Source organism: Burkholderia sp. JKS000303 (genome assembly GCF_002563755.1).
Lineage (GTDB): Bacteria > Pseudomonadota > Gammaproteobacteria > Burkholderiales > Burkholderiaceae > Burkholderia > Burkholderia anthina_B.
Window position 1 is genome coordinate 307,207 of sequence record NZ_PDBZ01000004.1, and the last position, 25,601, is coordinate 332,807.

24 protein-coding genes and 1 pseudogene are annotated in these 25,601 nt (G+C 62.6%); 9 read left to right on the top strand and 16 right to left on the bottom strand.

Features of this window, described 5'->3' with window-relative positions; all coding sequences use genetic code 11:
- Nucleotides 1–188: 188 nt before the first annotated feature.
- From BX604_RS34660 to BX604_RS34675, 5 genes are all read right to left on the bottom strand, one after another.
- Nucleotides 189–1,403 (bottom strand): caspase family protein, encoded by a 1,215-nt coding sequence (locus BX604_RS34660; RefSeq protein ID WP_143748167.1) that lies wholly within the window; start codon nt 1,401–1,403, stop codon nt 189–191.
- Nucleotides 1,404–1,486: 83 nt separating this feature from the next.
- Nucleotides 1,487–1,918: a hypothetical protein gene (locus tag BX604_RS38760; protein WP_106351816.1), complete on the bottom strand. Its 432-nt coding sequence runs from the start codon at nt 1,916–1,918 to the stop codon at nt 1,487–1,489.
- 2 nt (nt 1,919–1,920) lie between these two features.
- Nucleotides 1,921–2,397, bottom strand: coding sequence for a hypothetical protein (locus tag BX604_RS34665; protein WP_143748168.1), 477 nt, complete (start codon nt 2,395–2,397; stop codon nt 1,921–1,923).
- 99 nt (nt 2,398–2,496) lie between these two features.
- Nucleotides 2,497–2,739 (bottom strand): helix-turn-helix transcriptional regulator, encoded by a 243-nt coding sequence (locus BX604_RS34670; RefSeq protein WP_098555875.1) that lies wholly within the window; start codon nt 2,737–2,739, stop codon nt 2,497–2,499.
- 200 nt (nt 2,740–2,939) lie between these two features.
- Nucleotides 2,940–3,500: a hypothetical protein gene (locus tag BX604_RS34675; protein ID WP_106351818.1), complete on the bottom strand. Its 561-nt coding sequence runs from the start codon at nt 3,498–3,500 to the stop codon at nt 2,940–2,942.
- Nucleotides 3,501–3,701: 201 nt separating this feature from the next.
- Between BX604_RS34675 and BX604_RS34680 the strand changes: the two genes are divergently transcribed.
- Nucleotides 3,702–7,472 (top strand): hypothetical protein, encoded by a 3,771-nt coding sequence (locus BX604_RS34680; protein ID WP_143748169.1) that lies wholly within the window; start codon nt 3,702–3,704, stop codon nt 7,470–7,472.
- A gap of 72 nt (nt 7,473–7,544) precedes the next feature.
- Here BX604_RS34680 and BX604_RS34685 read toward each other — a convergent pair whose 3' ends face one another.
- Nucleotides 7,545–8,753, bottom strand: a complete 1,209-nt coding sequence (locus BX604_RS34685; protein WP_098555884.1) for a hypothetical protein — start codon at nt 8,751–8,753, stop codon at nt 7,545–7,547.
- 56 nt (nt 8,754–8,809) lie between these two features.
- On the opposite strand from BX604_RS34685, the gene BX604_RS39255 reads away from it, so the two are divergent.
- Entirely contained in the window at nt 8,810–8,962 is a 153-nt protein-coding gene (locus BX604_RS39255) for a hypothetical protein (RefSeq protein WP_179894944.1), read from the top strand.
- A gap of 708 nt (nt 8,963–9,670) precedes the next feature.
- Here BX604_RS39255 and BX604_RS34695 read toward each other — a convergent pair.
- Nucleotides 9,671–10,723 (bottom strand): beta family protein, encoded by a 1,053-nt coding sequence (locus BX604_RS34695; protein WP_098555890.1) that lies wholly within the window; start codon nt 10,721–10,723, stop codon nt 9,671–9,673.
- A 13-nt stretch (nt 10,724–10,736) separates the two neighbouring features.
- Nucleotides 10,737–12,023 carry a helix-turn-helix domain-containing protein gene (locus BX604_RS34700; protein WP_098555893.1) on the bottom strand — a complete coding sequence of 429 codons (1,287 nt, stop codon included), beginning with the start codon at nt 12,021–12,023 and terminating at the stop codon, nt 10,737–10,739.
- Nucleotides 12,024–12,395: 372 nt separating this feature from the next.
- On the opposite strand from BX604_RS34700, the gene BX604_RS34705 reads away from it, so the two are divergent.
- The 3 genes from BX604_RS34705 to BX604_RS34715 all read left to right on the top strand — a co-directional run bounded on the left by BX604_RS34705 (nt 12,396) and on the right by BX604_RS34715 (nt 14,326).
- The gene (locus BX604_RS34705; RefSeq protein ID WP_098555896.1) at nt 12,396–12,662 is read left to right on the top strand and encodes a hypothetical protein; all 267 of its coding nucleotides are present in this window, start codon (nt 12,396–12,398) and stop codon (nt 12,660–12,662) included.
- 262 nt (nt 12,663–12,924) lie between these two features.
- The gene (gene thpR / locus BX604_RS34710) at nt 12,925–13,512 is read left to right on the top strand and encodes an RNA 2',3'-cyclic phosphodiesterase (RefSeq protein WP_098555898.1); all 588 of its coding nucleotides are present in this window, start codon (nt 12,925–12,927) and stop codon (nt 13,510–13,512) included.
- 76 nt (nt 13,513–13,588) lie between these two features.
- Nucleotides 13,589–14,326 (top strand): hypothetical protein, encoded by a 738-nt coding sequence (locus tag BX604_RS34715; RefSeq protein ID WP_179894945.1) that lies wholly within the window; start codon nt 13,589–13,591, stop codon nt 14,324–14,326.
- 175 nt (nt 14,327–14,501) lie between these two features.
- Here BX604_RS34715 and BX604_RS34720 read toward each other — a convergent pair.
- The 8 genes and pseudogenes from BX604_RS34720 to BX604_RS34755 form a co-directional block, all read right to left on the bottom strand.
- Nucleotides 14,502–14,774, bottom strand: a pseudogene (locus BX604_RS34720) (gamma-butyrobetaine hydroxylase-like domain-containing protein); the annotation flags it as partial.
- Complete coding sequence (locus BX604_RS34725; protein ID WP_098555903.1) at nt 14,771–15,766, bottom strand: HEAT repeat domain-containing protein; 996 nt, start codon at nt 15,764–15,766, stop codon at nt 14,771–14,773. The gene BX604_RS34725 and the pseudogene BX604_RS34720, both read right to left, overlap by 4 nt.
- A gap of 32 nt (nt 15,767–15,798) precedes the next feature.
- Nucleotides 15,799–16,587: an ABC transporter ATP-binding protein gene (locus BX604_RS34730; RefSeq protein ID WP_098555906.1), complete on the bottom strand. Its 789-nt coding sequence runs from the start codon at nt 16,585–16,587 to the stop codon at nt 15,799–15,801.
- Nucleotides 16,584–17,447 carry an ABC transporter permease gene (locus BX604_RS34735; RefSeq protein ID WP_098555909.1) on the bottom strand — a complete coding sequence of 288 codons (864 nt, stop codon included), beginning with the start codon at nt 17,445–17,447 and terminating at the stop codon, nt 16,584–16,586. Before BX604_RS34735 ends, BX604_RS34730 begins: the two co-directional genes overlap by 4 nt.
- A gap of 37 nt (nt 17,448–17,484) precedes the next feature.
- Complete coding sequence (locus tag BX604_RS34740) at nt 17,485–18,909, bottom strand: ABC transporter substrate-binding protein (protein WP_098555913.1); 1,425 nt, start codon at nt 18,907–18,909, stop codon at nt 17,485–17,487.
- Between the two features lie 38 nt (nt 18,910–18,947).
- A complete protein-coding gene (locus tag BX604_RS34745) occupies nt 18,948–19,193 on the bottom strand; it encodes a 4Fe-4S dicluster domain-containing protein (RefSeq protein ID WP_006755644.1) in 246 nt (81 codons plus the stop codon).
- Between the two features lie 17 nt (nt 19,194–19,210).
- On the bottom strand, nt 19,211–20,950 hold the full coding sequence (locus BX604_RS34750) for a fumarate reductase/succinate dehydrogenase flavoprotein subunit (RefSeq protein ID WP_098555916.1): 1,740 nt from the start codon (nt 20,948–20,950) through the stop codon (nt 19,211–19,213).
- A complete protein-coding gene (locus BX604_RS34755) occupies nt 20,947–21,717 on the bottom strand; it encodes a GntR family transcriptional regulator (RefSeq protein WP_098555919.1) in 771 nt (256 codons plus the stop codon). Before BX604_RS34755 ends, BX604_RS34750 begins: the two co-directional genes overlap by 4 nt.
- A 344-nt stretch (nt 21,718–22,061) precedes the next feature.
- Here BX604_RS34755 and BX604_RS34760 point away from each other — a divergent pair, with 344 nt between their 5' ends.
- From BX604_RS34760 to ldcA, 4 genes are all read left to right on the top strand, one after another.
- Nucleotides 22,062–23,273 carry an MFS transporter gene (locus tag BX604_RS34760; protein ID WP_098555922.1) on the top strand — a complete coding sequence of 404 codons (1,212 nt, stop codon included), beginning with the start codon at nt 22,062–22,064 and terminating at the stop codon, nt 23,271–23,273.
- A 274-nt stretch (nt 23,274–23,547) separates the two neighbouring features.
- The gene (locus BX604_RS34765; protein WP_096503237.1) at nt 23,548–23,949 is read left to right on the top strand and encodes a DnaJ family domain-containing protein; all 402 of its coding nucleotides are present in this window, start codon (nt 23,548–23,550) and stop codon (nt 23,947–23,949) included.
- On the top strand, nt 23,946–24,521 hold the full coding sequence (tadA, locus tag BX604_RS34770) for a tRNA adenosine(34) deaminase TadA (protein ID WP_098555925.1): 576 nt from the start codon (nt 23,946–23,948) through the stop codon (nt 24,519–24,521). Before BX604_RS34765 ends, tadA begins: the two co-directional genes overlap by 4 nt.
- A gap of 113 nt (nt 24,522–24,634) precedes the next feature.
- Nucleotides 24,635–25,573: a muramoyltetrapeptide carboxypeptidase gene (ldcA, locus tag BX604_RS34775; RefSeq protein WP_098555929.1), complete on the top strand. Its 939-nt coding sequence runs from the start codon at nt 24,635–24,637 to the stop codon at nt 25,571–25,573.
- Nucleotides 25,574–25,601 lie beyond the last annotated feature (28 nt).

The window sequence follows — 25,601 nt, forward strand, 5'->3', positions numbered from 1 at the left end:
CGGTAAAAGCGACGGTAAAGGCCTATTTCGATCACAGCCAAACTCTTTAACCATGCGGGTTTGGGCGATCCGTTGATGATCGAGTGGGAGTGATCCAGCATAGCCTCACACTGGCTCACGCGATATCAAAATTCTCATAAAAACAAAGATATACCGAGATTTTTGTAGTCGCTCGGTCTCACTCGATATCACTGAATCTCAAGAGATTTGCTGGCACGTGTGATGGCATGTTTTGAGGGTATGTACTCCGTTCGGCGCGGTACCATTGAGGTACCATGATGGTATCTAGCCGCGAATCGAACGGAGGATACTGTGCTGACAGATATATCTTCCTTGACCTGATCGTACAGATCCTGCGTTTGCTCGTGAATCGTGTCTGCAAGAAGCTGTCTGATAAAAGATGTCGTGGCGTCGTTATCGGGTCGCTCGGGTATGAAGTGTATGCGCTTGATAAAGCCGGGGAGATCCTTGATCTTGCCTTCCTCAATGCCCTCGAAGAATTCTTTCGACGGGGTGATGCGCACATCGCGAAGATCGCCGGCTTCTCTCACCGGAACCACCGGTAGTGGAACCTCCCGAATAGCAAAGCTGCCGCTCGCCGTAATGACTGCCTGCGGTGTCTGGACGCCTTTGTGCGTCGTCTCCTTTGTCATGTACTGCCGCACAGCACTACGCAGGTAATCCTTCAGGCCTTGATCGGACAGGTAACGCTCCGGCCCAAGTGATTCCTCAGCTTCGCCACGAAGCGCTTTCAACAGGAAGTGAGTCCAGATGCCATGCTGCAGTTTATCGCTCGGATAGGATTTCTCGCCCGGTGAGCACGAAAGGTACATGGCAAAGTACTGCGTTGCTGTCAGATATTCCTTGAGTTCCGTGGGGTTGAAATCCGAAATCACGTCTCGCGACTTTATGAAAGGCGTAAAGTTGGCTGCGCAGGCATCGACAAAAACCAGCGCTCTGCGGCACGCGGAAGCATGGAGCGGGTCGAGCAGGATTTCCCGAAGAAGGAGGGTGGTGTCTTCGATGTGCTCGGGGTGTGTCTCCCATGCGGTAATCCGGTTGCCGCCATTCCCATAAAACCCATGTCCGGCATAGTAAAAAACGAACAGATCGTCCGCTTCCAATGATCGAATGAACCCTTGGAGCCGATATTGGATGGTCCCGAGTGTGGCGTTATTGTCGACAACCATCTCTCCGTCCAGCCTGTCGCCGTACATCGCCTGAAGAGCGTCCATGAAGCCCTCGGCATCTTGGCGAGCATAGTCCACCTTGGGCAAGGAATGAGCTGCTCTGTGCTGATAATCCTCGATGCCGATCACGAAGGCTTTCACCGTCGCATTGGCGGGAAGCATTGATAACCCAGGAGCCTGGGTTGCCAGGCTCGCCTGCACTTTTTTGGGCAAAATCGTGCTCCTTTGAGGCTACTGGGTAGAGATGATTCGCCGGTGGATGAGGGCATCGGCGGAGACGTGGCATCGCTAAACACCTACACCGCAGCGGCCAGGTTCGCTTTGGCAGGACGGCCGCCTTTGGCACCATTGCGGCGTGCGGCTTCTGCCTTGCTCGCGGTACGGACGCTTCCACGCGCAGCGGCGACGGCCCGTCTGGCAATATCCACGGGAATGAGGCGCGCGACCAGGCCAGGGATGCTGACCGCAGCGATTTCGCTTTCACCGAACACGAGCCCATCACCACCTGGGGTCACGTAAGCCTGAGCCAGGGCGCTACGCGGCAAATCTTTCAGGGCAGACACCTCTTTCGGATGGATACGCAGTGTCAATCCGTTGCTGTACACCAGCTCCAAGACCCGAGCGCTGGCAATGTACCGGGCGGATACCGCATGAGGTTCCGCCAGCGCCTGACGTCCACGTGCTAGCGCTTGCGTGTAGTCATCCCGCGAAATTTTCTTGGATGCCATGATCAGACCTCCTTCAGCCATTCAGTGGTGACGGTTGTTCCCCAGTTCACGCGTGCCTGCACGCCTTGTCCAGGGACATAGATGCCGCTGCTTTTGACCACGGTGCCAGTTCCCACGCTGCCGGCAGGTAGTAGCAACACCTTCTTCGTGCTGCGTTGCTTCTGCACGGGAGCGTGATCCAGACAGACTGTTTGTTGAATCTGCCACCAGGATGCTCGGCACGTCAGGCGATTGCTGTGAATCTGCTTCGCCAGGCGGTTCAGTATGGTCAGTGTCGGCGCGTTGCGCAGGGGTTTGACGTCCCACAGTGAGACATCATCCGTCACCATGGAGAACTCAAAGCGTGCCGTCCATGCATCAGCCCGGCACACCGCCGTCACATGTGGCGGGCAGTGATCCAGCGGCCAGATACGCAGTTCGATATTACCGCTTTTCCATAGCATAAAGAAACCTATGTTGTTGGGTTTATTGTAGCGCAATCAGGCTTTGGCCGCAGAGCCTGTCGCAAACGGCTGGGATTGTGCGACGCCAGGCGCCTGGCGCCACAGTCAGATCATGGCGTCACGGCGCTTACGGGTTCAGCGTTGCATGTGTAAATTCGCCGACAGGATTGCTCGAAGTTCCGCAACGTTCCACCGGGTGGATGCCCCGATCTTCCTGGGGGCGGGCAACTTGCCCGATCGGGCGTGCCGCCACACCGTCGGGACGGAGATCCCGAACAGGCCGGCAACGGTACGCACGTCCACATGAGCTGCATCGGGCAACTGGTCGAACTGCTGGAGTGCGCGGGGAAGGGATGCGTGCTGGGAAGAGAAGGTCATGGGCCGCTCCTGGAAGATCAGGGCGCGTCAGACGGCAGGATGCCGTTGCATCGCGATGCAACCAGATTCGGCGAAATCGGGCGGTACCAGGTGCTATAGCAGGTGAAATAGCGAAAAATCCCCTATTTCATCAGGAGCGCCCGCGTGTCGCGCTGCCTGGGGAGGTGCGGCGACGTGATGAACCAGCTCTTTGAGATATCTTAGCGGCTGATGTCTTTCCGCCGCTCGATGGCATCGTCGATGCGGGCGAGATGCTTGTTGATGGTTCGGCGAGATAGGGTAACTCCGAGCGCGTTAGACGCGCGTTCGATGGCGACGGGATCGAGTTTTCCTGCACGAGCTGCAGCGGCGACGAGGACGAGCAGCGTTGTCTGTTCGCGGGGGTCCAGCGTATCGGGATCCCCCTCGCTATCTTTCTGGTCAGGAATGGGCACGGGAGGCGGATCATCTGCACCGTCCGGCGACGCGTCGCCTTCGCCAGGGTGGTGGGGTACTTTCCACGGTGTACCAGCTGCTTCGCACCAGCGCCGTAAGTCGGCCTGACGTACATACCGCATACCGTGGTGTTCCGTCGTGGAAATGACGCCACGCGCGATGGCATCCGTGACGAGCGAGAGCCAATGGTCCTGATCGGCCCGGAAATGCATGCTGCGCGGCGCACCTGATCTCGGAGAGCCTCCGGCCAGGATGGTGCCGGCATCGTCCAGCCGTATCCAGGGTTTGCCGACTAAAGCCTTGTTCCATGAACTGAAAATACTCATGTGCGCTCCTGTCAGACCTCTCGAGTGCGCGGGTGGTACACCTCATGAAAATATAGTGCAGTACAGCGTGCAGGTCGATAAAGTTTCTGCCGGACAAGGCGCAGCGAGATGCGAGCACGCAACGACCCGGAACTATGCAGAGGTTAATGGCTGACGGCATCACGGTCTAAAATGAGCAACCTCATACGCGCGTACCCCTCCATGTTTGACGTCGAACCCGATGATATCCAGAAGCTTAACGACACGGATCTTCGTGAGTTAATCGGACGTCTATGCGAAGCTGAGCTTGCATCGCGAGGGCTGTCTCCTGCTGCGGTAACGTGGGGTGGAAGCCAGACAGCGAAAGACGGTGGTCTGGATGTGCGAGTCAATCTCCCGCCTGACATCGAAATTGCGGGATTTATCCCACGGGCGGCGACGGGGTTTCAGGTCAAAAAGCCGGACATGGCCCGGACCGCCATTACAAGCGAAATGCGGCCGGGCGGGAGCATACGTCCCGTCATTTCTGAATTGGCTAGTTCGTCCGGTGCGTATGTGATCGTTAGCGCCAATGGCTCGACCGCGGAGACGGGCTTGCGTAGCCGTCGGTCTGCGATGCGCGACGCATTGGCTGAGGTGACAGGTGCGGACCAGCTGCATACGGATTTTTATGACCGGACCCGAATCGCAACCTGGATACGGTCGCATCCCGGTGTTGCGACATGGATGAGAGAGCGTATCGGTAGGCCGCTGGTCGGATGGCGAGCGTACGGCGCATGGAGTTCGCCGACCGAAGACGTCCAGTCCGAATATCTGCTGGACGACGCGCTGCGTCTGCATCTCGGGCAATCCACGCTTGCGGTTCATGAAGGTATCGACGCACTGCGAGATGCGCTGGCCCAGCCTGGAAAGGTCGTTCGCCTGGTCGGTCTATCTGGAGTGGGGAAAACGCGCTTTGTCCAGACACTCTTCGATGCGCGTATCGGAACGCGGGCGTTGCCCCCTTCGCTCGCCATCTATACAAGCCTTCCAGATTCGATCAATCCGGCGGCGATCGGACTCGCTTCCCAACTGGTCGCGACGCGAACGCGGGCGATCATGGTGATAGATAACTGCCCACCGAGCCTGCATCAGCAGCTTGCTGAGCTGTGTCGGGTACCCGGGAGCCAGCTTGGCGTGATCACAGTCGAGTATGACGTCCGCGAAGATCAGCCAGAAGGTACGCAGGTTGTCGCCCTCGAGACATCATCGATTGGGTTGATCGAAAAATTACTGCTCCGGCGGTATAAGACGTTGTCTCAGGTTAACGCCCGCACGATTGCTGAAGCATCGAGTGGCAATGCCCGCATTGCGATCGCGCTGGCTGAGACTGTCGAAGTGACGGAATCGATCTCTGGCCTGACCAACGAAGAGCTGTTTCTCCGGCTGTTCCGTCAACGCCATGACCCGGACGAGGGCTTGCTGGCCGCGGCAAAAGCCTGCTCCCTCATCTATTCGTTCTGGGGCGAGGGGATCAGCCAGGATGAGTCTGAATTGCCGCACCTGGCGAACCTGGCTGACCAGACGCCCCGCACCGTATTCCGGCATGTAAGCGAGTTACGTCGACGTGATCTCGTGCAGGCGCGCGGACCGTGGCGGGCAGTACTGCCTCACGCTATCGCGAATCGCCTCGCTCGCCATGCTTTGGATGATATGCCATTCGAGATCATCGATCAGCATCTGCTGGCGGGTGGTAACGCGCGACTTGCCCGTTCGTTTTCCCGGCGCCTGTCGTTTTTGCATGATCATCCGGTCGCAGTGGAGATTGCACAGAACTGGCTGATGCCGGGCGGTTTGTTGAGCGATTTCCGTACGTTGGACGATGACAGGCAGGCTATGTTCACGAACATAGCGCCTGTTGTGCCGGACGCTGTTCTTTCCGTTCTCGAACGGGAGTGTGGCGGTACGGTGGCATGGTCAACTGCTGTCCGACGCCTTGCGATTTCCCTGTCGCGTTCGCTGGCATACGACGCGCAGTTTTTTGAACGCTGCATTCGGGTGCTGGTTCGATTGAGACTTGAGCCAGAGAAAAAAGGGGATCTTTCCTCTGCGTCAGAAACCTTGCTTTCGCTATTTCCGATATGTCTTTCGGGCACCCATGCGACGATTGAACAACGGCTGGAGGCGATCGAATGGCTTGTTCAAGCTGACCGGCCGTTGGGTATCGAGGCGCTAAAGAGGGTGGTGCAGACGGGCTTTTTCAGTTCGCACCATTCGTTCGGGTTTGGCTCACAATCGCGGGATTATGGGTACGAAGCACGGACCCGTAACGATGTCCGTCACTGGTACGTGAGCGGATTACAACTGATCGAGCGCTTGGCGCAGTGCGACGCCAGTCTGGAATCCAGCCTGATGTCGCTAGTGGCGGACAACTTGCGCGCACTGTGGTCTGTTTCGGGGGCACACGAGGAGTTGGCGAGGTTGATTCGCCTGTTCTCCAGGGGCAGATTCTGGCGCGAGGCGTGGGCGGCTTGCCGGGAGGCACTCCTCTATGATGGCGGCTCGATGCCGTCTGATATTAAGGCGCAGCTTTCCGCGATCGAGATCGAGTTGAGGCCGTCGAGTCTGGCCGATCAGGTTCGCGCATCCGCATTGGGTAGAACATGGGGCGACCCGGCCGAACTTGAAGGCCTGGATCCTGTGCGGGATATCGGCGTCATTCTGCAGCGCTTGGATCAGCTCGCGTATGACCTGGGCCAGGCCGTTGCCGTCGCTCCTCTGGTTCTCGATGAACTGTTGCCCGACTTGATGGAAGGTGGCCTACGTGCCTGGCGATTTGGGCAGGGGCTTGCGAGCGGAGCAACTGATCCGTTTGCGCTGTGGACGACGCTGGCTACTTCGATCCCCGTAGAAGCTCAAACCATCGATATCTCGGTTCATCGTGGTTTTGTACACTGGCTATGGGAGCACAATCGGGACATGGCGCATTGGGTTCTGGATTCTGCGCTTGAAAATGCATCGTTTACCCGGCTGTTCCCGATGTTGCAATCAGCGGTCGATCTGGATGATCGGGCAGTGAGCCGACTGAGGCGCGCGCTTCATCAGGGACGAAGTCCGATTCATACGTACCGTGCGTTGTGTTCCGCGTCAGGCGCCGATCCATTGGCCGGCGAGGATTTTCGGGAGCTGGTCGAGCTGGTCGCCGGTCAGGAACACGGGCTTGATGTCGCGCTCGAAATTCTCGAAATGCGGCTTTACTCAGACAGCTCGGCCAAACGAAGTCTTGATCCACAGGTATTAGAGGTGGGACGAGAGCTGCTTGAGCGAGTGGAGTTTGAGCGGCACGCCGCTGGGCAGGATCATCGTCTCGCAGAAATCGTCAAGTTGTGCTGTGTATCTTTGGACGGGGAGGCGGTGGCGACGGGTGTTGCGGAACGCCTCGGTGCGGCGGTTGCGGAATACCGGACCCACTGGACCAATCACGATGAGTTGACGTGTGCACTGCTGCAACTGCATCCCGTTCCGGTTCTGAACGCATTATTTCCAGTGGGTTTGGAAGAATTGGACCGACGGGTGTTTGCGTTTCGAGAGGCGCGCTCACACTTTAGACGTACGGCCGATGTGATTTCGAATGACGCATTGCTGACATGGTGTGCGCAGCACCCGGCGTCGCGCTATGCGCTGGCTGCAGGACTGGTACAGTTTGCCGTTCGCGCTGCGGACGGCGAAGGACTGGCATGGTCGGAGCAGGCCCGCTTGCTGCTTAAGCATGCACCTGACTGCAAACCGGTGTTGGCAGCGTTCATCGACCGATTTTCGCCTACATCGTGGAGTGGGTCACGTGCAGTCTTGATTGAGGGCAATGCCAGGTTATTAGATGCACTGGATGGTCTTGTTCCATCCAGTGTGATGTCTTTTGTAGAGCAGAACCGGCGTCGACTAGGTAATGTTATTGAAGAGGAGCGCAAACAGGAACTAAGCCATGCGCGCATCTCGGATGAGCGCTTCGAGTAAGGGGCGCGCTTCAGGATGAATGCTTCGCAATTGCCAGGCAAGTGCATGACGACCGATGTTATGCGGTGGTCGTCATGCCGGTTGAACGGGCAACTGTTCGAGGACGTGGGGAATATGGGAAAAGATTGCTTGCCAGCTTTCCTGCAGCAAGGGCCGATAGGCGATGGTCTCGTTGGGAAACTCCGTCGATGCAAAATCGCTGAGCTTGAAATGACGATGCGCACTCAAGGAACATGCCTCGCAGAAGCGCCTGATACCGAGATATGCGATAGCTTGGCCCGCCTTTTCGAGCTCCGCGATGGATGTCACGAAAAAGGGCATTGTTTCGATCAGGTTCGGCGCCAACCCCGCTTCAACGAGGCGTCGGCGAACGGGTATGATCAGCAGATCGACGACGTGCGGCGCGAAGAGGTACCAGTCCTCGTAGGTCACCACAAAGGGATAAACCGGCAATCCATTCGGCGACCACTTCGTCAGGCCGCTAACAGCGTCGTCGATGTTCCGGTAGTGTTGAACCACGACGCGCGCAAGCTCATCGATCGAAGCTTCGAGAGCCGCACCGGCCATGGCTTCCTTAGCCTGTTGCCCTATCCGGCGAGCCTTGCATTCCAGGAATAGATTGCCGGTTGCATCACTCACGATCCAGTCTACACCGTGTTTCTGGTTCTTTTTGACCATGTAGACCTGCTCTGGCACGACGGTAAACGTACTCTCATCGAAGAGTTCGGAGAGCACGAGACCGACGTATCGTTCGAAGGCTCGGCCGTATCGATCACCGAAGTGTTTGTCCGTGTTGAGTAGGTCGTAGAACAGCCCTTCGGTTACCCGACGCAGCAGAAGGTCAGGCAGCGGACAGCACAAACCCGGGGTTCCGCTGACGTTGAGGCGAATCAACGGGTATTTTTCAAGTGCATTCCAGGTGTATGCCCATGTCTCATCGTAACGCTGAAGCGCTCGGAGTTCTTCGCGGATCTGCTCCGAAGTTGCGGCTATACGCTGGAAAAAGGCGTCGCGCATCGTGGCGGACACACCGAAGGCTGAGTAGTCCTGTGTTGGACTTGTGTAGGCGTGGCGCTTGGCCGCCCCTCCGAGGATCATCGCGAGCGTGTATACCACCTGAACCGTGGCACCGGTCGCCTGCTCGAAGATTGGAGTGATCTCTGGGGTTCCATAGATGTGGAAGGCCCGGAAAATGGCGGCACCGTAATCCGCGTTCTGCCAGCGGGCCTGTTGATGTAGGAGCGCGAAAACTCCTGCTGAAGATATCTGAATATTGCCCATCTCAGGTTGTTCAGAAATTCCGCGATTGTGCTCGAGTGGTAGACGAAAAAATTTCGATGGAACCATTCGTAAAAGGACGGGAGTGCGAGAAAAGCTTGCTGTTCGTCGATTGGCGCGCCACTGCTTGCGAGAATTCGCGCAATTTCACCGACATTGGCTTCAAGTCTCGAAAAATTGTGCTTGCCGATGTTGCCGCATATTTTCAGTAGCGAAAGTCTGGAAGCGCGCACATTGACCGATACCGAGATTTCGGCGAGCCAGACCTTCTCGACGAGACACTCAGTGTCGAGCCAATCGCAAAAGGATTTGACGGCGCTGAAGAGCTGTCCTGTGTCCCCGCCGAATCTTGGGCTTTTACAGATCTCGCGTAGGTAGTACAGGTAGGTGTTATCGGAGGGTCTGCCGCTTTTCGGTGTGGGTGGCAATCCGAAAGGTAGTGCCCCACGTGATCTATCTTTCTGCGGCGACGAGAGGAAATCCACGAGTAGCACGTTGAAGAGGCGGGTGTGCGTTGAGGTTGAGAACATGAGGTTGGTATTCTCGAGGCTCGCAAGCTTTTCGAACATATCGAAGTTGGCCATCTCGCCAATCATGTCCCAAACGGCATACAGGATGATGATCTCGTGCTCGATGCTGGTGAAAATCGGGTGGTCCGTGGATGCGGATGATTTCGGCATGGCGAATTCGCTCGGTGTCTGACCGGTACAGCAAATCTTATCGGAACATGCTGGACGGCCACACCAACAAAACGCTTTGGAGAGTAAGCGAAGCCGTCGCTCGTCGTCGGTACCGGTAGGAGGATCCGCAACTTTCCGCTTTGGCCGACCACTCGACCAAAGATTAATGCGGCAAACCTCTGCAGCTAGTAGCATTTCTTCTAGGATGCGGTTAAACCGGGGGCAGCTCTCAGTTGAGCGTCATGTCTTGGACGCCTTGACCTGACGCCAGATCTGCGGATTGCCCGGGTTGGTTCCATCAGTGGCGTTATCGCGGATGTACCGATCCGCCAGCGAAAAGTCGGCCCCTGCGAACTGGCCGCTGTCGACGATCCTTTGGCAGATGTCGGTCATGATGCGCGAATCGCCGCCACCATTGTCGCCGCGCACGATTAGCCAGTCCGTCGGCGTCGCGTAGCGATAGTGGCGAATCGCTTGAGCACGAGCTTTCTTGAAATTCATCTTTGCGCAGTCCGCGGCGTAATCGCCGAAGATCAGGTGCTCAGCTGTATTGGCGTCGAACTTTACGGCGTTGTGCCAGGCATGCCATTCGTTGCGGGGCCACGCTACCGTCTGGCCTGCTTGGGTGGCGGGGTTTTTTTCGGGATAGTGAGTACCCTGAAAGACGATAAGCTGCCAGGGGCCGAGATCCTGCAACGCCTCCAGAGCAAAACCGATAATCGGACTCACCAGTTGGAACTCTGAAAAGTCCGCGTCTGTGAAGTCGGCGAAGACGGCACAGTCGCGGAACTCCAGAGACAGTTCACTCAGGATCGTGCGGAACGTTTCCCCGAGCTGAGGATCTTCCAGGTCGCCCGATCGCACGCTTATCCCGAGCTTGAGCGTCTCGTCGGCGGGCAAAATCTTCTTTACGGCGGCAATCAGTCCGGGCCCCAGCTTATCTGCCGGTACGAAGGGAATCGCTCGGACGCGGAGCGACCTGGTGCGAGCGAAGATCGGAGGCAACCATGCTTCGCTCTGTGCAGCCCCGCATTCGGGAATGAGATAAGAGAAGTCGACGAATGCCCGCCGGCCTAGCCAGTGACCGCTCAGAAGACCGCCCACGTCCGGCACGCAACACTTGGAGTCGAAGAGCCGCTGCTGGGGCGTATCGCCACGATCGGCCGCTGGCGGGACGATAAAGCGGGGCAGGACGTGCCGCGCGACCCCATCGTCAAGCTCCCTTACGCCAGCCAGCTCGCCAGCTTTTAGACGCAATGCGGGGCAATACAGGACCTTCGAACCCTCATGCATTCAGAACCTCCGACTACTGTTGAAAAAACAGCTTACGAACCTGACCTGAACCAATCTTGTCTGAAAATATTGCGTAATTCTGCCGCTCCATCCGGATACGGCCAAAGATCACAGCGGGAGAGATGCCGAGGCGTTGTGCGAAGCGCTCGATGGTGTCGGCCGTCTTCGCAATACGCGCGGGCGAGCGCAACCAGAGCTCCTGCGGGATGAGCAGGTTACCGGCGAACTGATCAGCTTCCGCCTCCATCTCGTCGACTTCCCGCGTTTCGATATTGTCGAAAAAGCCAGCAGCTAGGCCTGTCCGATAGTGGAGGATCACGTGCGCTACCTCGTGCAGCAGCGTGAACCAGAAATTGTCCAGTGCGTCTCGGCGAAGCGTCAGGCCGATCACCGGAATTTCATCGACCAGGAACGCTGCCCCATCGACCTTCATGCCTGGAATGTGGCGCTCGACGACGACCACGATGCCGTGGGCCAGTAGTAGGTCTCGGGCAAGAAGCGGACCGTCCTTGACTGCGCTCAGGCCGGGAAGGTTTTTCAGCCATGCCATGTCGAGGGGGCGGTATTTGATCTTCCGTGAGTCGATGGTCGCCTTGGCGCGACGCGTGACCTGCGCCTTCCAGCAAAGCAGCGACCAGTCATCGGCGTGGTGCTCGACGACCAGGCCGGTTCGGAACAATGAGGGCTTTCCGTGGCTTCCCACGTGCTCTGCGACATAGCGCACCAATTGGCTCAGGGCATTCTCATCGGAGTCGGTGTTTTCCAGCCAGCCATGCTCCCGCGCATGTTTCAACACCTTCTGGGCCTGTTCGGCGGAAACATCCAGCGAAGGCGGTGACATCCAGGGGGCGGTAGCATTGGGACAGATATCGGCGGAAAGATTCAGTCCTAGCGCCTTGGCCAGCCGAACGAAGCCGGCCAGGCTGATGGAGCGGTAGCGATCCGCTTCGTAGCGCTGGACAGCCTGCTCACGTAGGCCAATCTGCCGCGCGAGATCCTTTTGGGACCAGCCCTTGGCAATCCGGGCCACGATAAGCATCTCGCCCAAATCGTTTTGCGCCCGCGCCTTAAGCAGCGCGAGATTGCCACGCTTGGCTTCCAGGTAAGCATCCAGCATCGCCGTGAGTTCTGAGCGCTCTGCGGTCAAGGCGCGCTGGACACCCGCCATGACCTCAGGGGGGAGGCCGCTGACCACCGACTTGAGCACTTGTTCGGACGAGGTCGCGCGCGACATCTCCTCGATGAGCCCCGTGACTTCCCGGGCCTGGCGGTCGTTGGTGATAAGAGCTTGCGAAGACATGGGGGGATTTTACCCAACAAATTTGTTGTGTTCAACTGCGCCGCACTCGTTGCATCCGGCGGATGACGACGAACATCACGCTAGCCGAGCGCAAGCGGTCGAATTCTTGCCGCGCCGGAATCAGGGCCAAATCCGCCTGTGGGTTCCAAACGCCGTTGCGCGTTAACGGTATACGGACGAGGCGCGTAGCTTTCTCAACCTCTATCCTGCCGATTGGTGCACGCCGAGCCCGGGCCAAAACCGGCCAAGGGGACGGCCGCGTAGTCTGCGGCGCGGTCGCCGCGCAAGCGCTCATCGAAGACGCTGCGAATACGTTCAATTCATGTTATTGTCGCCGCCCCTAATATTTCAAAGTAGTAGGAGCGAGCCACAATGAGCGTGTCCGTTGCATTCGACGAAAAAAATCTGCTGATCGAAACCGATGTGTGGAGCGACCTTCAGAACAGCAAGAACACTATCGCCTTCGCGAGCGTCATTGCGGCGGCGGATAGCGCGATCCAACGCGGGGGCGCCTTCGTGATTCACCGCCAAGGCGGAGATATCCTGCGCAATATTCACAGGCCTTCGGAACTTGCTGAACTCATAGACGATGTCAACGTGCGTCGCGCGGAAAACGGCCTGGAGCCTGTTAAACGCTGATCCTGGCTCGAAATGGTATTTTTCGTGGTATCGATGCGATCGAATTACCATGAGGCCCCGTCAGATAAGGCGAAGCAGGTACTGTTGATGATTGAGTGGGAATGATCCGGCGCCCGGGCATGCCCCGGTAACGGATCACGGCACCGAATGATGCGAAACGCCCGGCAGGGGAACCTGCCGGGCGTTTTTTCATGTCGCAGGCACAGGGTCGTCCGATTGACCATAATGGAAGCGTCATCCTCGGCGTATTTTCCTTGCTGCCATGACCCAACTGACACTACCCGGAATCGAAGCGGGCCGGCTGGAGCATCACCTGTTTTTCGCGGTGAAGCCTGATCCGGATACCGCTGCGCGTATCGCGGACCAGGCCGGCCGATTGCAGGCCCAGTTGCTCGTCGGAGGCCGGTTGCAGGACACCGACCGTTTTCACATCACGTTGCAGTCGCTCGGGCCGTTCATGCGGGTGCCGTCGGGCATCGCCGCACGTGCGTGCATGGCAGCGCAACGCATTCACGTGGCGCCGTTCGACGTGACGTTCGATCGGATCCTCAGCTTCACAGGCCGGCCGGGGAATTTCCCGTGGGTGCTGACCCCGGATATCGCGCCGAGTGCATTGACCGCGTTCCATCAGAAACTGGTCGACGCGCTCAACTGGGCCGGGTTTCGTGCATCAGGCAAGCACTTCACACCCCATGTCACGTTGCTGTACAGCGAAAACCGATTCCGGCCGCGCGCGATTGCGCCGATTACGTGGAGCGTGCGTGAATTCGTTCTGGTCGACAGCTGGCTCGGCAAGACACATCACGAAATAAAAGGGTGCTGGCCGCTGAGTGACGACGGCTTGCACTAACGGGCGCGGCTCACGGGCGGTTCGATCGGTCGATGTCCGCGGCTCGCGCGAGCGCCTGCTGGGCAACCGGCTGCCAGTGAGTGCGATCGCGCTGCTGGTGCTGTCGGTGCTTGCAATCTCGGCGGGCGGGTTGTCGCATGGCGTGCCGATCAATGTGCTCGGGATCGTCGTCGGGCTGCTGTTGCCGTCCGGCGCGTATCCGCTGGCGACGCCGCTTGGCGCGATCTACGCGGTGATGAGCCTGCTGATGGCGGCGATGACGACGGAGATCTTCGTGCCGTACTTCCTGCAGATCATCCATGGCATGACGCCGCTCGTGGCCGGCTGGACGCTCGCGTCGCTGTACAGTGCAGGGCACGGCGACGACGGCGCAGACCGGCTGATCCGGCTCAGCCCGGTGGTCGTGCTGGCCGCGCTGCTCGTGCTGGTTGCAACGATACCGCTCGACGCGTGGCGCGGCGCGGTGCAGGGTGCCGTCGTGTACGGCATCGCGCTTGCGGCGGTCGGCTTCGGTATCGAGCTGAGCTGGCCGCATTTGCTGGCGCGCGTGTTTTCCGCGGCTCGGCCGGGTGAGGAAACGCTCGCGTCGTCGTCGATCACGACCGTTCAGCTGTATGCGACCGCGCTGGCCGGCGTGATCGCGAATGCGGCCGGGCTGACGAACCCGGGCGCGGTCGACGGCGTGCGCTCGGCTGCACTGGCGGCGTTCGGTACGTTTGCGATTGCACCGGCGTGTGCGGTGCTGTTGTCGATGTGGACCGGGCGCGGTCGATCTCGCCACCGAGGCGCGGGCGACGGACGGCAACGGGCGTAGCGACGCACGAAGCCGTTCCGCGCCGCGCGTGTTCGGGCGGATGCCGCGTGGCTGGCGATTAGACGGACGCGTACGCGGATTCGGGCAGGCGATCCAGGTTCGAGGCGTGCTCGGAGCGCGTGCCGTCGGTACGTGTCGTCGCTGCGTGTGCGGTGGCGAAATCCACCAAATTCACCAAATCCGCCAGATATGGCCACGGATAGATGCCCCGAACATGACCGTCGCCGAACAGCAGCCGGATGCCGTAGCCGGCCGCGTCGATGCCATCCAGCGTCAGGTCCGCTTGCGCGCGAACGTTGCCGCCGTCGAACCGGATTTTCCTGCACGCGGCACACGGACAATCGTTGCGCAACTGCGCATAGCCGATGCGTTGCGTATTGCCATCCGGCCAGCGCAGCGTCAACGTGCGGGCTGCATGGTCGAGCAGGATCTCGGTCGGCGCGATCATCGTACGTCTTCTTCGATCTGCGCGATGGCGATCCGCGCGGCCTTGCGGACTTCGGGATCACGATCCTCCAGCGCGTCATGCAATGCGGGCAACGTCGCGGGATCGCGCAGTTCGCCGAGCGCGAGCGCGGCCTCCTTGCGCAGGTTGCTGATCGCATGCGCGAGCAGCGTGACGACGGCCGGTGCTGCTGCAGCGTCGCGCAACTGTCCGAGCGCACGCACCGCACGCAATCGCACCTGCCAGTAATCGTCGTCGAGCGCGGCAACGAGCGACGCGCGTGCGGCTACGATGCGCAGCTTGCCGAGCGTCGTGGCCGCTTCCTCGCGAACTGGCCATTCGGCGTCGCGCAGCGCCGCAAGCAACGCGGCCACGACGACCGTGTCGCTCGATGCCGCGAATCCGACCGCGCCGACCGCGATGCGTCGCACGTCGGCATGGGCGTCGGCAGTCGCCGCGCGTGCGAGCGGCGCTAGCCCACGAGGGTCCTTGAGCCACCCGAGCACGGCGACGGCTTCCGCTCGTACGGCCGCCGCCGCCGCGTCGAGCGCGTGCAGGGCGGGCGCGAACGCGTCGGGGTCGCGCAGTTCGCGCAACCCGCGCAGTACGGCGCCGAGCACGAACGGCTCCGGCCGTTCGGCCCAGCCGCACAGCACGGCACCGGAGGCGACGTCCTTCAGCTCGGACAGGCTTTGAGCAGCGGTCGCGCGTACACCGTCGTCCGGGTCGAGCAGCGCGTGACACAGCGCGTCGACGACGTCGGGCTGTTCCCACGCGCCGAGTACGCGTGCGGCCTCGCCGCGCACGTCGGCCGCCGGGTCGTCGCGCAGTGCCGCAACGAATACCGGCACGAGATCGGGATCCTCGAGATCGGCGAGTTCAAGGAGTGCAATGCGGCGCACCGGTGAGTCGGGCGAAGCGATGCGCGCGACGAGGTCGGCAAGGTCGGGATCGAGCGCGCCGGGCAGCGGGAAAGCAGGAGAAGAAGCGGTCATGGGCAAGATTCGGAGCGGTGAGGGGCGCGCGATCAAACAGCGTCGCGCAACAGCGCAAGGCAGCGGCGCTTGATGTCGACGAACGCGGGTTCGGTGGTGCTGTCGTCGGTGCGCGGTCGTGCGAGCGGCACCGGTATGTCGGCGACGATGCGCGCGGGCCGCGGCGACAGCATCAGGATGCGGTCGCCGAGAAACAGCGCTTCCTCGATGTCGTGCGTGACGAACAGCACGGTCGTCCCGATGCGCGACCAGATGTCGAGCAGCAGCGTCTGCATCCTGCGGCGCGTCTGCGCGTCGAGCGCGCCGAACGGTTCGTCCATCAGCAGGATGCGCGGCCGGTTGATCAGCACACGGGCAATCTCGACGCGCTGCTGCATGCCGCCGGACAACTGCGCGGGGTAGTGCGCGCCGTAGTCGCCGAGCCCGACGAGTTCGAGCAGCGCGGCGGCTTCGCGGCGACGCTCTCGCGCAGGCACGCCTTTCATCTTCAGGCCGAATGCGACGTTGTCGATCACGCGCTTCCATGGAAACAGCGTGTGCTGCTGGAACACGAGCCCGCGATCGGGATGCGGGCGGTCGACTGGTTCGCCGTCGACGACGATCTCGCCGTGCGTCGCCGCGACGTGTCCGGCGAGTGCGCCGAGCAGTGTCGACTTTCCACACCCGGACGGGCCGAGTACGCAGACGAATTCGCCGGGTGCGATGTCGACGTCGAGTGCATCGAGCGCCGCGAAGCGCGCATGCGGCGGCCCGAGTTCGATCGTCAACGCACGTACGCCGACGCGGCCCAGTGCGGCGGTGTCAAGCGCGGTCGCGGTCATTGCCGGCCTCCGCGCGGTGCGTACCACGGCGTGAGCGCCGTGCCGATACGCTTGACGAGCAGGCTGCTGCCCATCCCGAGCAGGCCGATCAGCGCCATCCCGACGACGATGTCCGGATAGTTCTGCAACGTATAGGACTCCCACGTGAAATAGCCGATTCCGTACTGACCCGCGATCATCTCGGCCGTGACGAGGCAGAACCACGCCGTGCCCATCCCGATCGACAGCCCCGTGAAGATCGCCGGCGCGGCGCCCGGCAGGATCACTTCCGCGTAGAGTGCGATGCCGCGCGTGCCGAGACTGCGTGCGGTCGCGACGAGCCGCGGGTCGACGGCCTCGGCGCCGTGTACGGTGTTCAGCAGGATCGGGAACAACGCGCCGATGAACGTGATGAACATCATGCTCAGCTCCGACGACGGAAACATCAGGATCGCGAGCGGAATCCACGCGACGGCCGGAATCGGCCGCAGTACTTCGAGCGGTGGCAGCAGCGTGTCTTCGAGCGCGCGATAGCGGCCGATCGCGAGCCCGAGACCGACGCCGGCAAATGCCGCCGCGACGAAGCCGGCGAGCACGCGCGTGATACTCGCGAACAGGTGCATCGGCAGCTTCGGCGAATGCAGCAGCGACCACAGCGCAGGCCCGGCGTCGGCCGGCGCCGGCACGTTCGCGAACGTGATGATGCCGAGCGACAGCCGCCACTGGACGGCCGCCTGCCACAGCGCGACGCACGCGACGAGCGATGCGATTCGCCATGCGCGGCTGCGCAACGAGGTCGGGCGCCCATGCGCGGTGCGGGGAGCGCCGGCACGCGGTGATTCGGAGAGACGGCGTTTGGCAAGCTCGAAGGTGGCGGCCATGCGGATATTCGGTGTCGGTGAAGAGGGAGGGGAAGGTTCAGCGCGATGCGAGCGCTTGCGCGGCGCCGGTCTTCGCGGCCGCGTAGTCGACGACCGAACCGGACACCCGCTGTGCGTACGCATCGGCGCTCGTTTTCAGCAGGAATGCGCTCAACGCGCCGTGCGCGTCCTTCACGTACCACGCCTGGTCTGCGAACAGCTTCAGCCCGCTCGCATGGTCGTGCACGAAGACCGCACGCACCTTCGCGGCCGGGCCGAGCTTGCCGAGCGCAGTGAACGCGGCTGCGGGGCTCGCGTAGTGACGCACGGGTTCGTCGTCGACCAGCCAGACCTGTGCGACGTCGTTGAAGTCGCGGATCGGCTTGCCCGTCGTCGCGTCGTTCGCGACGAGCGACTGCTTGCCGTAGTGCTTCAGCGCGGCGTCGTAGTCGAGCCCCGACGCCTTGAAGGCGGCGCGGATATAGCGGTCGTCGATGAAGGTCGCCGGATCGGGCGCGGTGTCGGTCTTCTTCAGCAGCTTGAGTGTGTCGATGGCGGTCGCGACGGCCTGCCGGTATTCGGGCTTCCACGTGAGGTCGCGGGTCTGGATGCCGAGCGGCCCGTGATACAGGTAGTCGACCGGCGCCTCGATGCCGGTGACCTTCTCGATCAGCAGGCTGTATTTCTCGGGACGCTCGGCAAGCAGGCGGTTCGCCTCGAGCGCGGCGCGCAGGTATGCGACGACCACCTCCGGATAGCGCTGTGCGTAGTCCGCGTCGACGAGCGCGCCGTGGAAAGTCGGTGAATGGGTTTGCGCGCCGTCGTAGATCTTGCGCGCGATGCCGCGATACGGGAACAGGTCGGCGAACGGCACGAAGTCGGCATGCGCGTCGATCTTGCCGGCCTTCAATGCGCTGCCGGCCACTTCGGGCGCCTGCGTGACGATGTTCACGTCGGTCTCGGGGTTCCAGCCCTGCGCCTTGATCGCGCGCAGCAGCATCCCGTGCGAAGTCGACGCGAACGGCACCGAAATCGTCTTGCCCTTGAGGTCCGCGAGCGAGCGCACCGGCGAACCTGTCGGCACGACGATCCCGTTGCCGCTGCCTTCGATGCTGCCGTCGAGCACGGTGATGAATACGCTCCTGCGGCCGGCCTTTCGGAACGCCGCGCCGTTCAGTGCGCCGGGGAAATCGGCCATTGCGCCGAAGTCGAGCTTGCCGGCGACCATCTCGTTGGTCAGCGGCGCGCCGGACGTGAAGTCCTTCCACTGCACGTCGTACTTCACGTCCTGGTACTTGCCGGTGCGCGGCAGATATTTGTCGAGCAGATGCAGCTCGCGAATCAGCAGGCCGCCGGTCGCGCAGTTGATGGTGGTGTCCTGCGTGCCGATCGCGACGCGGATCGTTTCGGCGTGTGCGAGGCCGGCGGCCGACAGCGCGAGCGATGCGGCGAGCAGGCGGAACATCCGTAGCGTAGGGTTCATGAGTCGTAGGTCCGATGGTGGAGAAGCGGCGCGCCGGGTCAGCGCAGCAGGTACGGGATGTCGACCTTGACCGCGCCGGTCGGGCAATCGCGTTCGCACGGCATGCAGTACCAGCATTCGTCGAACTGCATGTAGGCCTTGCCCTTGGTCACGTCGATCGCGAGCAGGTCGAGCGGGCACACGTCGACGCAGACGGTGCAGCCCTTGTCGGCGATGCAGCGATCCTCGTCGATCGTCACGGGTGCGCTGCTGCGCAGGAAGATGTCGTGCGGGGTATGGGGCACGGTAAGGCTCCTCGGAGTCACAGGGCGGCCGCGCGTGCGGCCGGTTCGCGGATGCGCAGGTGCGCGTAGGCTCTGCGTTCGTCGTCGGCGAGCGGCACGATGTACGGTTCGACCGGTCGCTTCTCGCTGCGCATCGCGCCGTCGGCGCCTTTGCGCAGCCACGTGTGGCAAAACCATTCCGCGTCGTTGCGATGCGGGAAATCGACGCGATGGTGGTACAGCCCCCATCGGCTCTCGGTGCGGAACAGCGATGCACGCGCAGCCATTTCGGCGCAGTCACGGATCGCCCGCACTTCGGCAGCGCGCATCAGTTCGTGCGGATGGTCAGCCTTGATTTCTTCGATATCCTCAATAATTCCGTCAAAGCGTTGCAGACCGATTTCCATCTTGCGCGTCACCTTCGGCGGTTGCAGGTAATCGTTCACCATGCGGCGCAGCTTGTATTCGACCTGCGCGGGCGCGAGGCCGCGTTCACGCGTGAGCGGCGCGAGCACGCGGGTGCGTTCGGCCGCGACCTGCGCGTCGTCCACCGGCGCGTGTTCGCGGCCAGCCACGTAGTCGGCCGCGTTCTGCCCGGCGAACCAGCCGTACGTGAATGCGCCGAGCATGTAGTTGTGCGGCACGGCCGCCATGTCGCCGGCCGCATAGAGCCCCGGCACGGTCGTTTCCGCGCGGGCGTTCACGTACACGCCGGATGCGCTGTGGCCGCTGCAGAAGCCGATCTCGGAGATGTGCATCTCGACCATCTGGTGCCGGTAATCGGTGCCGCGCCCCGCATGGAAGCGGCCGCGGCTCGGCCGCTCGTTGGTGTGCAGGATCTGCTCGATGGTCTGGATCGTTTCTTCCGCGAGGTGGTCGAGCTTCAGGAACACCGGGCCGTTGCCGCTTTGCAGTTCCTGGTAGAACTCCCACATCATCTGACCGCTCCAGTAGTCGCACTCGATGAAGCGTTCGCCCTTGCCGTTCGCGGTGAAGCCACCGAGCGGGCCAGTCACGTAGGCGCAGGCGGGGCCGTTGTAGTCCTTGATCAGCGGATTGATCTGGAAGCACTCGAGGTTCGCGAGTGCGGCGCCCGCGTGGTAGGCCATCGCGTAGCCGTCGCCCGCATTGGTCGGGTTCTCGTACGTGCCCATCAGGTAGCCGGACGCCGGCAGCCCGAGGCGGCCGGCCGCGCCGCAGCACAGAATCACGGCCTTCGCGCGGATCACGTGAAAATCCGCCGTGCGGCAGTCGAAGCCCAGCACGCCGCTCGCGCGGCCTTGCGCGTCGGTCAGGACACGCGTCGCGACGATCCGGTTCGTGATCGCGATGCGCGCGCGCTTCAACTGCCGGTACAGCACCTTCTTGATGTCGTGCCCTTCCGGCATCGGCAGCACGTACGAGCCCATATGGTGGACCTTCTTCACCGCGTAGTCGCCGGTGCCGTCCTTCTCGAACTTCACGCCCCAGCGGTCGAGCTGTTCGATCGTCGCGAAGCTGTGCGTCGCGTATGCATGCACGGCCTCCTGGTCGACGATCCCGTCGTTGGCGATCGTGATCTCGCGGGTGTACTGCTCGGGCGTCGCATGGCCGGGGATCACCGCGTTGTTCAGACCGTCCATCCCCATCGAGATCGCGCCGCTGCGCTTCACGTTCGCCTTCTCCAGCAACAGCACGCGCAGCGACGGGTCGCGCTCCTTCGCCTTGAGCGCCGCCATCGGGCCGGCCGTGCCGCCGCCGACGACGACGATGTCGTATTCGAGTACATGGGTATTCATCGCGGGTTCCTTGCAGGTTGGCGATTCTTCTGCCGGTCGATGCGCAACCGGTACTGGAAGGCGTCGCCGCGGAAGTAGAGGTATTCGTAGTCGATCGGCGTACCCGACGCGTCGTGCGTGAGCCGCTCGATGCGCAGCACCGGGCTGCTTTCCTCGACGCGCAGCGCATCGACGATGTCGTCGTCGGCGAGGATCGCGTCGATCGACACGTCGGCGTGGCCGAGTGGCACGCCGCAGTCGTTTTCCAGGATCAGGAAGATGTCGCGGGTCGCGAGATCGGCGCCCGCGAGCCGCTTGCCGAGCGTTTCGGGCACCCACGTCTGTTCGAGCGACACGGGCTCGCGGTTCAGCAGCCGTACGCGGTGGATCTCGACGAGCGGCGCCCCTTCCGGCACGTTCAGCTTCGTCGCGAGATGGCGGTCGGCCTTGACGGTGCGAAAGCTGCGCAGCTGGTTGACGATCTCGTAGCCCATCGACGACATCGCTTCGGCAAAGCCCTGCAGCGACGTTACGTTCTGGAAGGCCTTCGGCTTCGACACGAACGTGCCCTTGCCGTGCAGCTTGAACAGCAGGCCTTCCTTCTGCAGATCGCCGAGCGCCTGGCGCACCGTGATGCGGCTCACGTCGAACATCGCGCAGAGTTCGTGTTCGGACGGCATCCGGCTGTGCGGCGCATAGGTGCCGTCGAGGATGCGCGCGCGCAGCGTGTCCTTGATCTGCACGTAGAGCGGGGCCGTCGACAGCGGCACGACGTTGGGTGAGGTCATCGGTCAACTTGTTATGACAAGGTGACTCGAGTGTAGTGAGCGGGCCCGCATGCCCAAACCAACTATTTCTGATTTTGACTTTCCGATTCCGGAAAAGCGGGGGGACTCCGTGAACCGAATCGGGGAGCGTGCGCCCCGGCGGTGCGTCGATCGGTCCCCGTGGCCCCTTGCCACGCGCGCGAATCGGCCGACAATTGGAGATTCGCTCTTCGCGTGCCACGCGTGTCGATTTCCCGGTGTGTCGTTCGTCGTATGGGTGTCGACCGGATTGCGTCGCCGCGCTCGCGCGCGAGCGCTGCCCGGTTCCCCGTCGATGCCAGCCAGACAGAGCAAGGAGCTACCAGATGCCGGATTCCCGATACCGTTGGATGATCGTCGCCGCGGGCGGCCTGCTGAGCTGCATCGCGATCGGCGCGATGTTCTCGCTGCCGGTGTTCCTGCGGGCCATCGCGCGCGACACGGGGTGGTCGATGACCGGCATTTCGGCCGCGATGACACTCGGCTTCATCGCGATGGCGTTCGCGAGCATCGCGTGGGGCAGCCTGTCGGACCGGATCGGCACGCGCGCGGTGGTCGTGACGGGCGCGGTGCTGCTGGGGGCAAGTCTCGCGCTCGCGAGCCGCGCGCCGTCGCTGCTCGCGTTCCAGCTGGTTTTCGGGCTGGGCGTCGGCAGCGCTGCCGCCGCGGTGTTCGCGCCGATGATGGCGTGCGTGACAGGCTGGTTCGACACGCATCGCAGCCTCGCGGTGTCGCTGGTGTCGGCCGGTATGGGGATGGCGCCGATGACGATGTCGCCACTCGCCGCGTGGCTCGTGTCACGCCACGACTGGCGCGCGTCGATGCTGATGATCGCCGCGCTGGCGGCCGTCGTGATGATCCCGGCGTCGCTGCTCGTACGGCGTCCGCCGGCCCTCGACCGCCCGCACGCCGAACCGATGGCGGCCGGTGCGCCTGCGCCGCTGTCGGTCGGCGACGCGCTGCGCTCGCCGCAGTTCGTCGTGCTGCTGCTGACCAACTTCTTCTGCTGCGCGACGCATTCCGGGCCGATCTTCCATACGGTCAGCTATGCGGTGACCTGCGGGATTCCGCTGATCGCCGCGGTGTCGATCTACAGCGTCGAAGGGCTCGCGGGGATGGGCGGGCGGATCGCATTCGGTCTGCTCGGTGATCGTTTCGGCGCGAAGCGCATGCTGGTGGCCGGGTTGCTCGCGCAGGCGCTGGGCGCGCTCGGCTACTACTTCGTTCGCACGCTCGACGGCTTCTACGCGGTCGCGATGCTGTTCGGCTTCATCTATGCGGGCGTGATGCCGCTGTATTCGGTGCTCGCCCGCGAGAATTTTCCGCTGCGGATGATGGGTACCGTGATCGGCGGCAGCGCGATGGCCGGCAGCCTCGGGATGGCGGCGGGGCCGGTTGCGGGCGGCTTGATCGTCGATGCGCTCGGCAGCTACGGCTGGCTGTACATCGGATCGTTCGTGATCGGCCTCGCCGCGTTCGCCGTCGCGATGCTGTTCAGGCCGTTTCCGAAGGAGCAGTCGCAAACGGTCGCCGCGTGATCGGGACACAGCGCAAGGGTGGTTTCGGCAGCGAAACGAGCGGCGGTCCGCCCGGATGCAAAATAAAAAAACGGGGGCGGACGGCGCTCGGGCCAAACGGCGTAAAACCGCGCGGAGCCTGCTGCGGCGCAGCAGAGCGGCAAATCGCGCCGATCGGCATGCATGCGCAGCGATTCGGCCCCTAAAAAACACAATATCGAGCATACCTTCGAAGAGCCTGTCATCCGCGCGTCACCCTGCTAGAATTCGGCTGCCGCATTGTTCCGATTGACTGATGAGATTGCTTGACGCACTGGTCGAACAACGTATCGCCGCCGCCGCCGCGCGGGGCGAGTTCGACGACTTGCCGGGTGCCGGCGCGCCGCAGGCGCTGGATGACGACCTGCTCGTACCCGAGGAGGTGCGGGTGGCCAACCGTATCCTGAAGAATGCGGGTTTCGTGCCGCCGGCCGTCGAGCAACTGCGCGCGCTGCGCAATCTGCAGGATGAACTGCAGGCGGTCAGCGACCGGGCCGCGCGCTGCCGGCTGCAGGCGAAGATCCTCGCGCTCGACATGGCGCTCGAATCGCTGCGCGGCGGCCCGATGGTGATGCCGCGCGACTATTGCCGGCGCATCGCGGAACGCCTGTGCGAGCGCGGGCTCGACGAAGTGTCCGCCGAAGCGGGGCCGATGTGAGCGCCGACGCGTTGCACCCCGCAGCCACCGAATCCGCCGCGCCTTCTCCTGTTCCCGAAGCCACGCCCGTGTCGGCGCGCGACCTGCATTTCATGCGTCTCGCGCAGGCTGCCGCCGAAGAGGCGCGCGCGGCCGGCGAAGTGCCGGTCGGCGCGGTGCTCGTGCGCGGTGACGAAGTGATCGCGCGCGGCTTCAACCATCCGATCGGCGGGCACGACCCGTCTGCCCACGCGGAGATGGCCGCGCTGCGCATGGCCGCGCAGCACCTGCAGAACTACCGGATGCCCGGCTGCGAGCTGTACGTGACGCTCGAGCCGTGCCTGATGTGCGCGGGCGCGATCATGCATGCGCGCATCGCGCGCGTGGTCTACGGCGCCGCTGATCCGAAGACGGGGGCATGCGGCAGCGTGATCGACGCGTTCGCCAATCCGCAGCTCAACCACCATACCGACGTGACCGGCGGCGTGCTCGCCGACGAGTGCGGCGCCGCGCTGAAGTCGTTCTTCGCCGAGCGCCGCCGCGCGCTGCGCGAAGCGCGGCTGGCCCGCGACGCGGCGTCCGGCGCGTCATAAGCGCATCGCCTCGCGCAGCGGCCGGCTCCCGTGAGCGTCGCTGCGATCCCGGCCCGTGAACCGGAGACGGTTCGGACCCTCTAAGCAGGTTTGACGACCCGATACCTTTCGCCATGTCCTTCCAGCCCGCCGCGTCCTACACCATCCGCCTGCTGGCGCCGTCCGGTTATCCGCACGACCCCGATGCGATCAATCGCGCGCTCGAACGCCTGAGCGGTGCGCAGCATCGCATCGAGAACATCGAAGCGACGCAGCGCCGCTTTCAGCGCTTCGGCGGCACCGACGGCGAGCGGGCGGGGGACCTGAACCGCCTGGCGGATCCCGAGCGGCCGCTGCCGGACATCGCGCTCGCGGTGCGCGGCGGCTACGGCGCGGCGCGCATCCTGCACGGGCTCGACTATCTCGGGCTCGAGCGGCGCCTGCGCGACCAGCCGATCGCGCTCGTCGGGCACAGCGACTTCACCGCGATCCAGCTCGCGCTGTACGCGAAGGCGCGCATCAAGACCTTCGGCGGCCCGATGCTGTCGGCCGACTTCGGCGCCGAAACGCCGAGCGACTTCACGATGCAGCACTTCTGGCAGACGCTGTCGCAGCCGACCACGACGATCGTCGTCGAAGCGCCGCAGGTGCAGACCGTGAACGTGACGGGCACGCTGTGGGGCGGCAACCTCGCGATCCTCACGTCGCTCGTCGGCACGCCGTACATGCCCGATATTGAAGGCGGCATCCTGTTCATCGAGGACGTCAACGAACAGCCGTTCCGGATCGAGCGGATGATCTATCAGTTGCACCTGTCGGGGCTGCTCGCGCGCCAGCAGGCGCTCGTGCTCGGCCAGTTCACCGGCGCGCGGCCGTTCGAATACGACAACGGCTACGACATGCAGGCGATGATCGACCAGGTACGCTCGGTGGTCGGCATTCCGGTCGTCACGGGGCTGCAGTTCGGTCACGTGCCCGACCTGCTGACGCTGCCGTTCGGCGCGAAGGCGCAGCTCGTCGCAAATGCGCACGGCTTCCGGCTGACGCTGTCGGACTATCCGCATCTCGGCTGAGCCGGTCGGGGACGATCGAAAGGTGGGG

Coding starts and splice junctions, on each gene's coding strand:
- BX604_RS34670 (WP_098555875.1), bottom strand. CDS start 2,739: ATGACCTTCTCTTCCCAGCACGCATCCCTTCCCCGCGCACTCCAGCAG.
- BX604_RS34680 (WP_143748169.1), top strand. CDS start 3,702: ATGTTTGACGTCGAACCCGATGATATCCAGAAGCTTAACGACACGGAT.
- ldcA (WP_098555929.1), top strand. CDS start 24,635: ATGTCCTTCCAGCCCGCCGCGTCCTACACCATCCGCCTGCTGGCGCCG.
- BX604_RS34760 (WP_098555922.1), top strand. CDS start 22,062: ATGCCGGATTCCCGATACCGTTGGATGATCGTCGCCGCGGGCGGCCTG.
- BX604_RS34755 (WP_098555919.1), bottom strand. CDS start 21,717: ATGACCTCACCCAACGTCGTGCCGCTGTCGACGGCCCCGCTCTACGTG.
- BX604_RS34725 (WP_098555903.1), bottom strand. CDS start 15,766: ATGACCGCTTCTTCTCCTGCTTTCCCGCTGCCCGGCGCGCTCGATCCC.
- BX604_RS34740 (WP_098555913.1), bottom strand. CDS start 18,909: ATGAACCCTACGCTACGGATGTTCCGCCTGCTCGCCGCATCGCTCGCG.
- BX604_RS38760 (WP_106351816.1), bottom strand. CDS start 1,918: ATGGCATCCAAGAAAATTTCGCGGGATGACTACACGCAAGCGCTAGCA.
- BX604_RS34685 (WP_098555884.1), bottom strand. CDS start 8,753: ATGGGCAATATTCAGATATCTTCAGCAGGAGTTTTCGCGCTCCTACAT.
- BX604_RS34705 (WP_098555896.1), top strand. CDS start 12,396: ATGAGCGTGTCCGTTGCATTCGACGAAAAAAATCTGCTGATCGAAACC.
- BX604_RS34700 (WP_098555893.1), bottom strand. CDS start 12,023: ATGTCTTCGCAAGCTCTTATCACCAACGACCGCCAGGCCCGGGAAGTC.
- thpR (WP_098555898.1), top strand. CDS start 12,925: ATGACCCAACTGACACTACCCGGAATCGAAGCGGGCCGGCTGGAGCAT.
- BX604_RS34765 (WP_096503237.1), top strand. CDS start 23,548: ATGAGATTGCTTGACGCACTGGTCGAACAACGTATCGCCGCCGCCGCC.
- BX604_RS34730 (WP_098555906.1), bottom strand. CDS start 16,587: ATGACCGCGACCGCGCTTGACACCGCCGCACTGGGCCGCGTCGGCGTA.
- BX604_RS34695 (WP_098555890.1), bottom strand. CDS start 10,723: ATGCATGAGGGTTCGAAGGTCCTGTATTGCCCCGCATTGCGTCTAAAA.
- BX604_RS34675 (WP_106351818.1), bottom strand. CDS start 3,500: ATGAGTATTTTCAGTTCATGGAACAAGGCTTTAGTCGGCAAACCCTGG.
- BX604_RS34750 (WP_098555916.1), bottom strand. CDS start 20,950: ATGAATACCCATGTACTCGAATACGACATCGTCGTCGTCGGCGGCGGC.
- BX604_RS39255 (WP_179894944.1), top strand. CDS start 8,810: ATGGAACCATTCGTAAAAGGACGGGAGTGCGAGAAAAGCTTGCTGTTC.
- BX604_RS34735 (WP_098555909.1), bottom strand. CDS start 17,447: ATGGCCGCCACCTTCGAGCTTGCCAAACGCCGTCTCTCCGAATCACCG.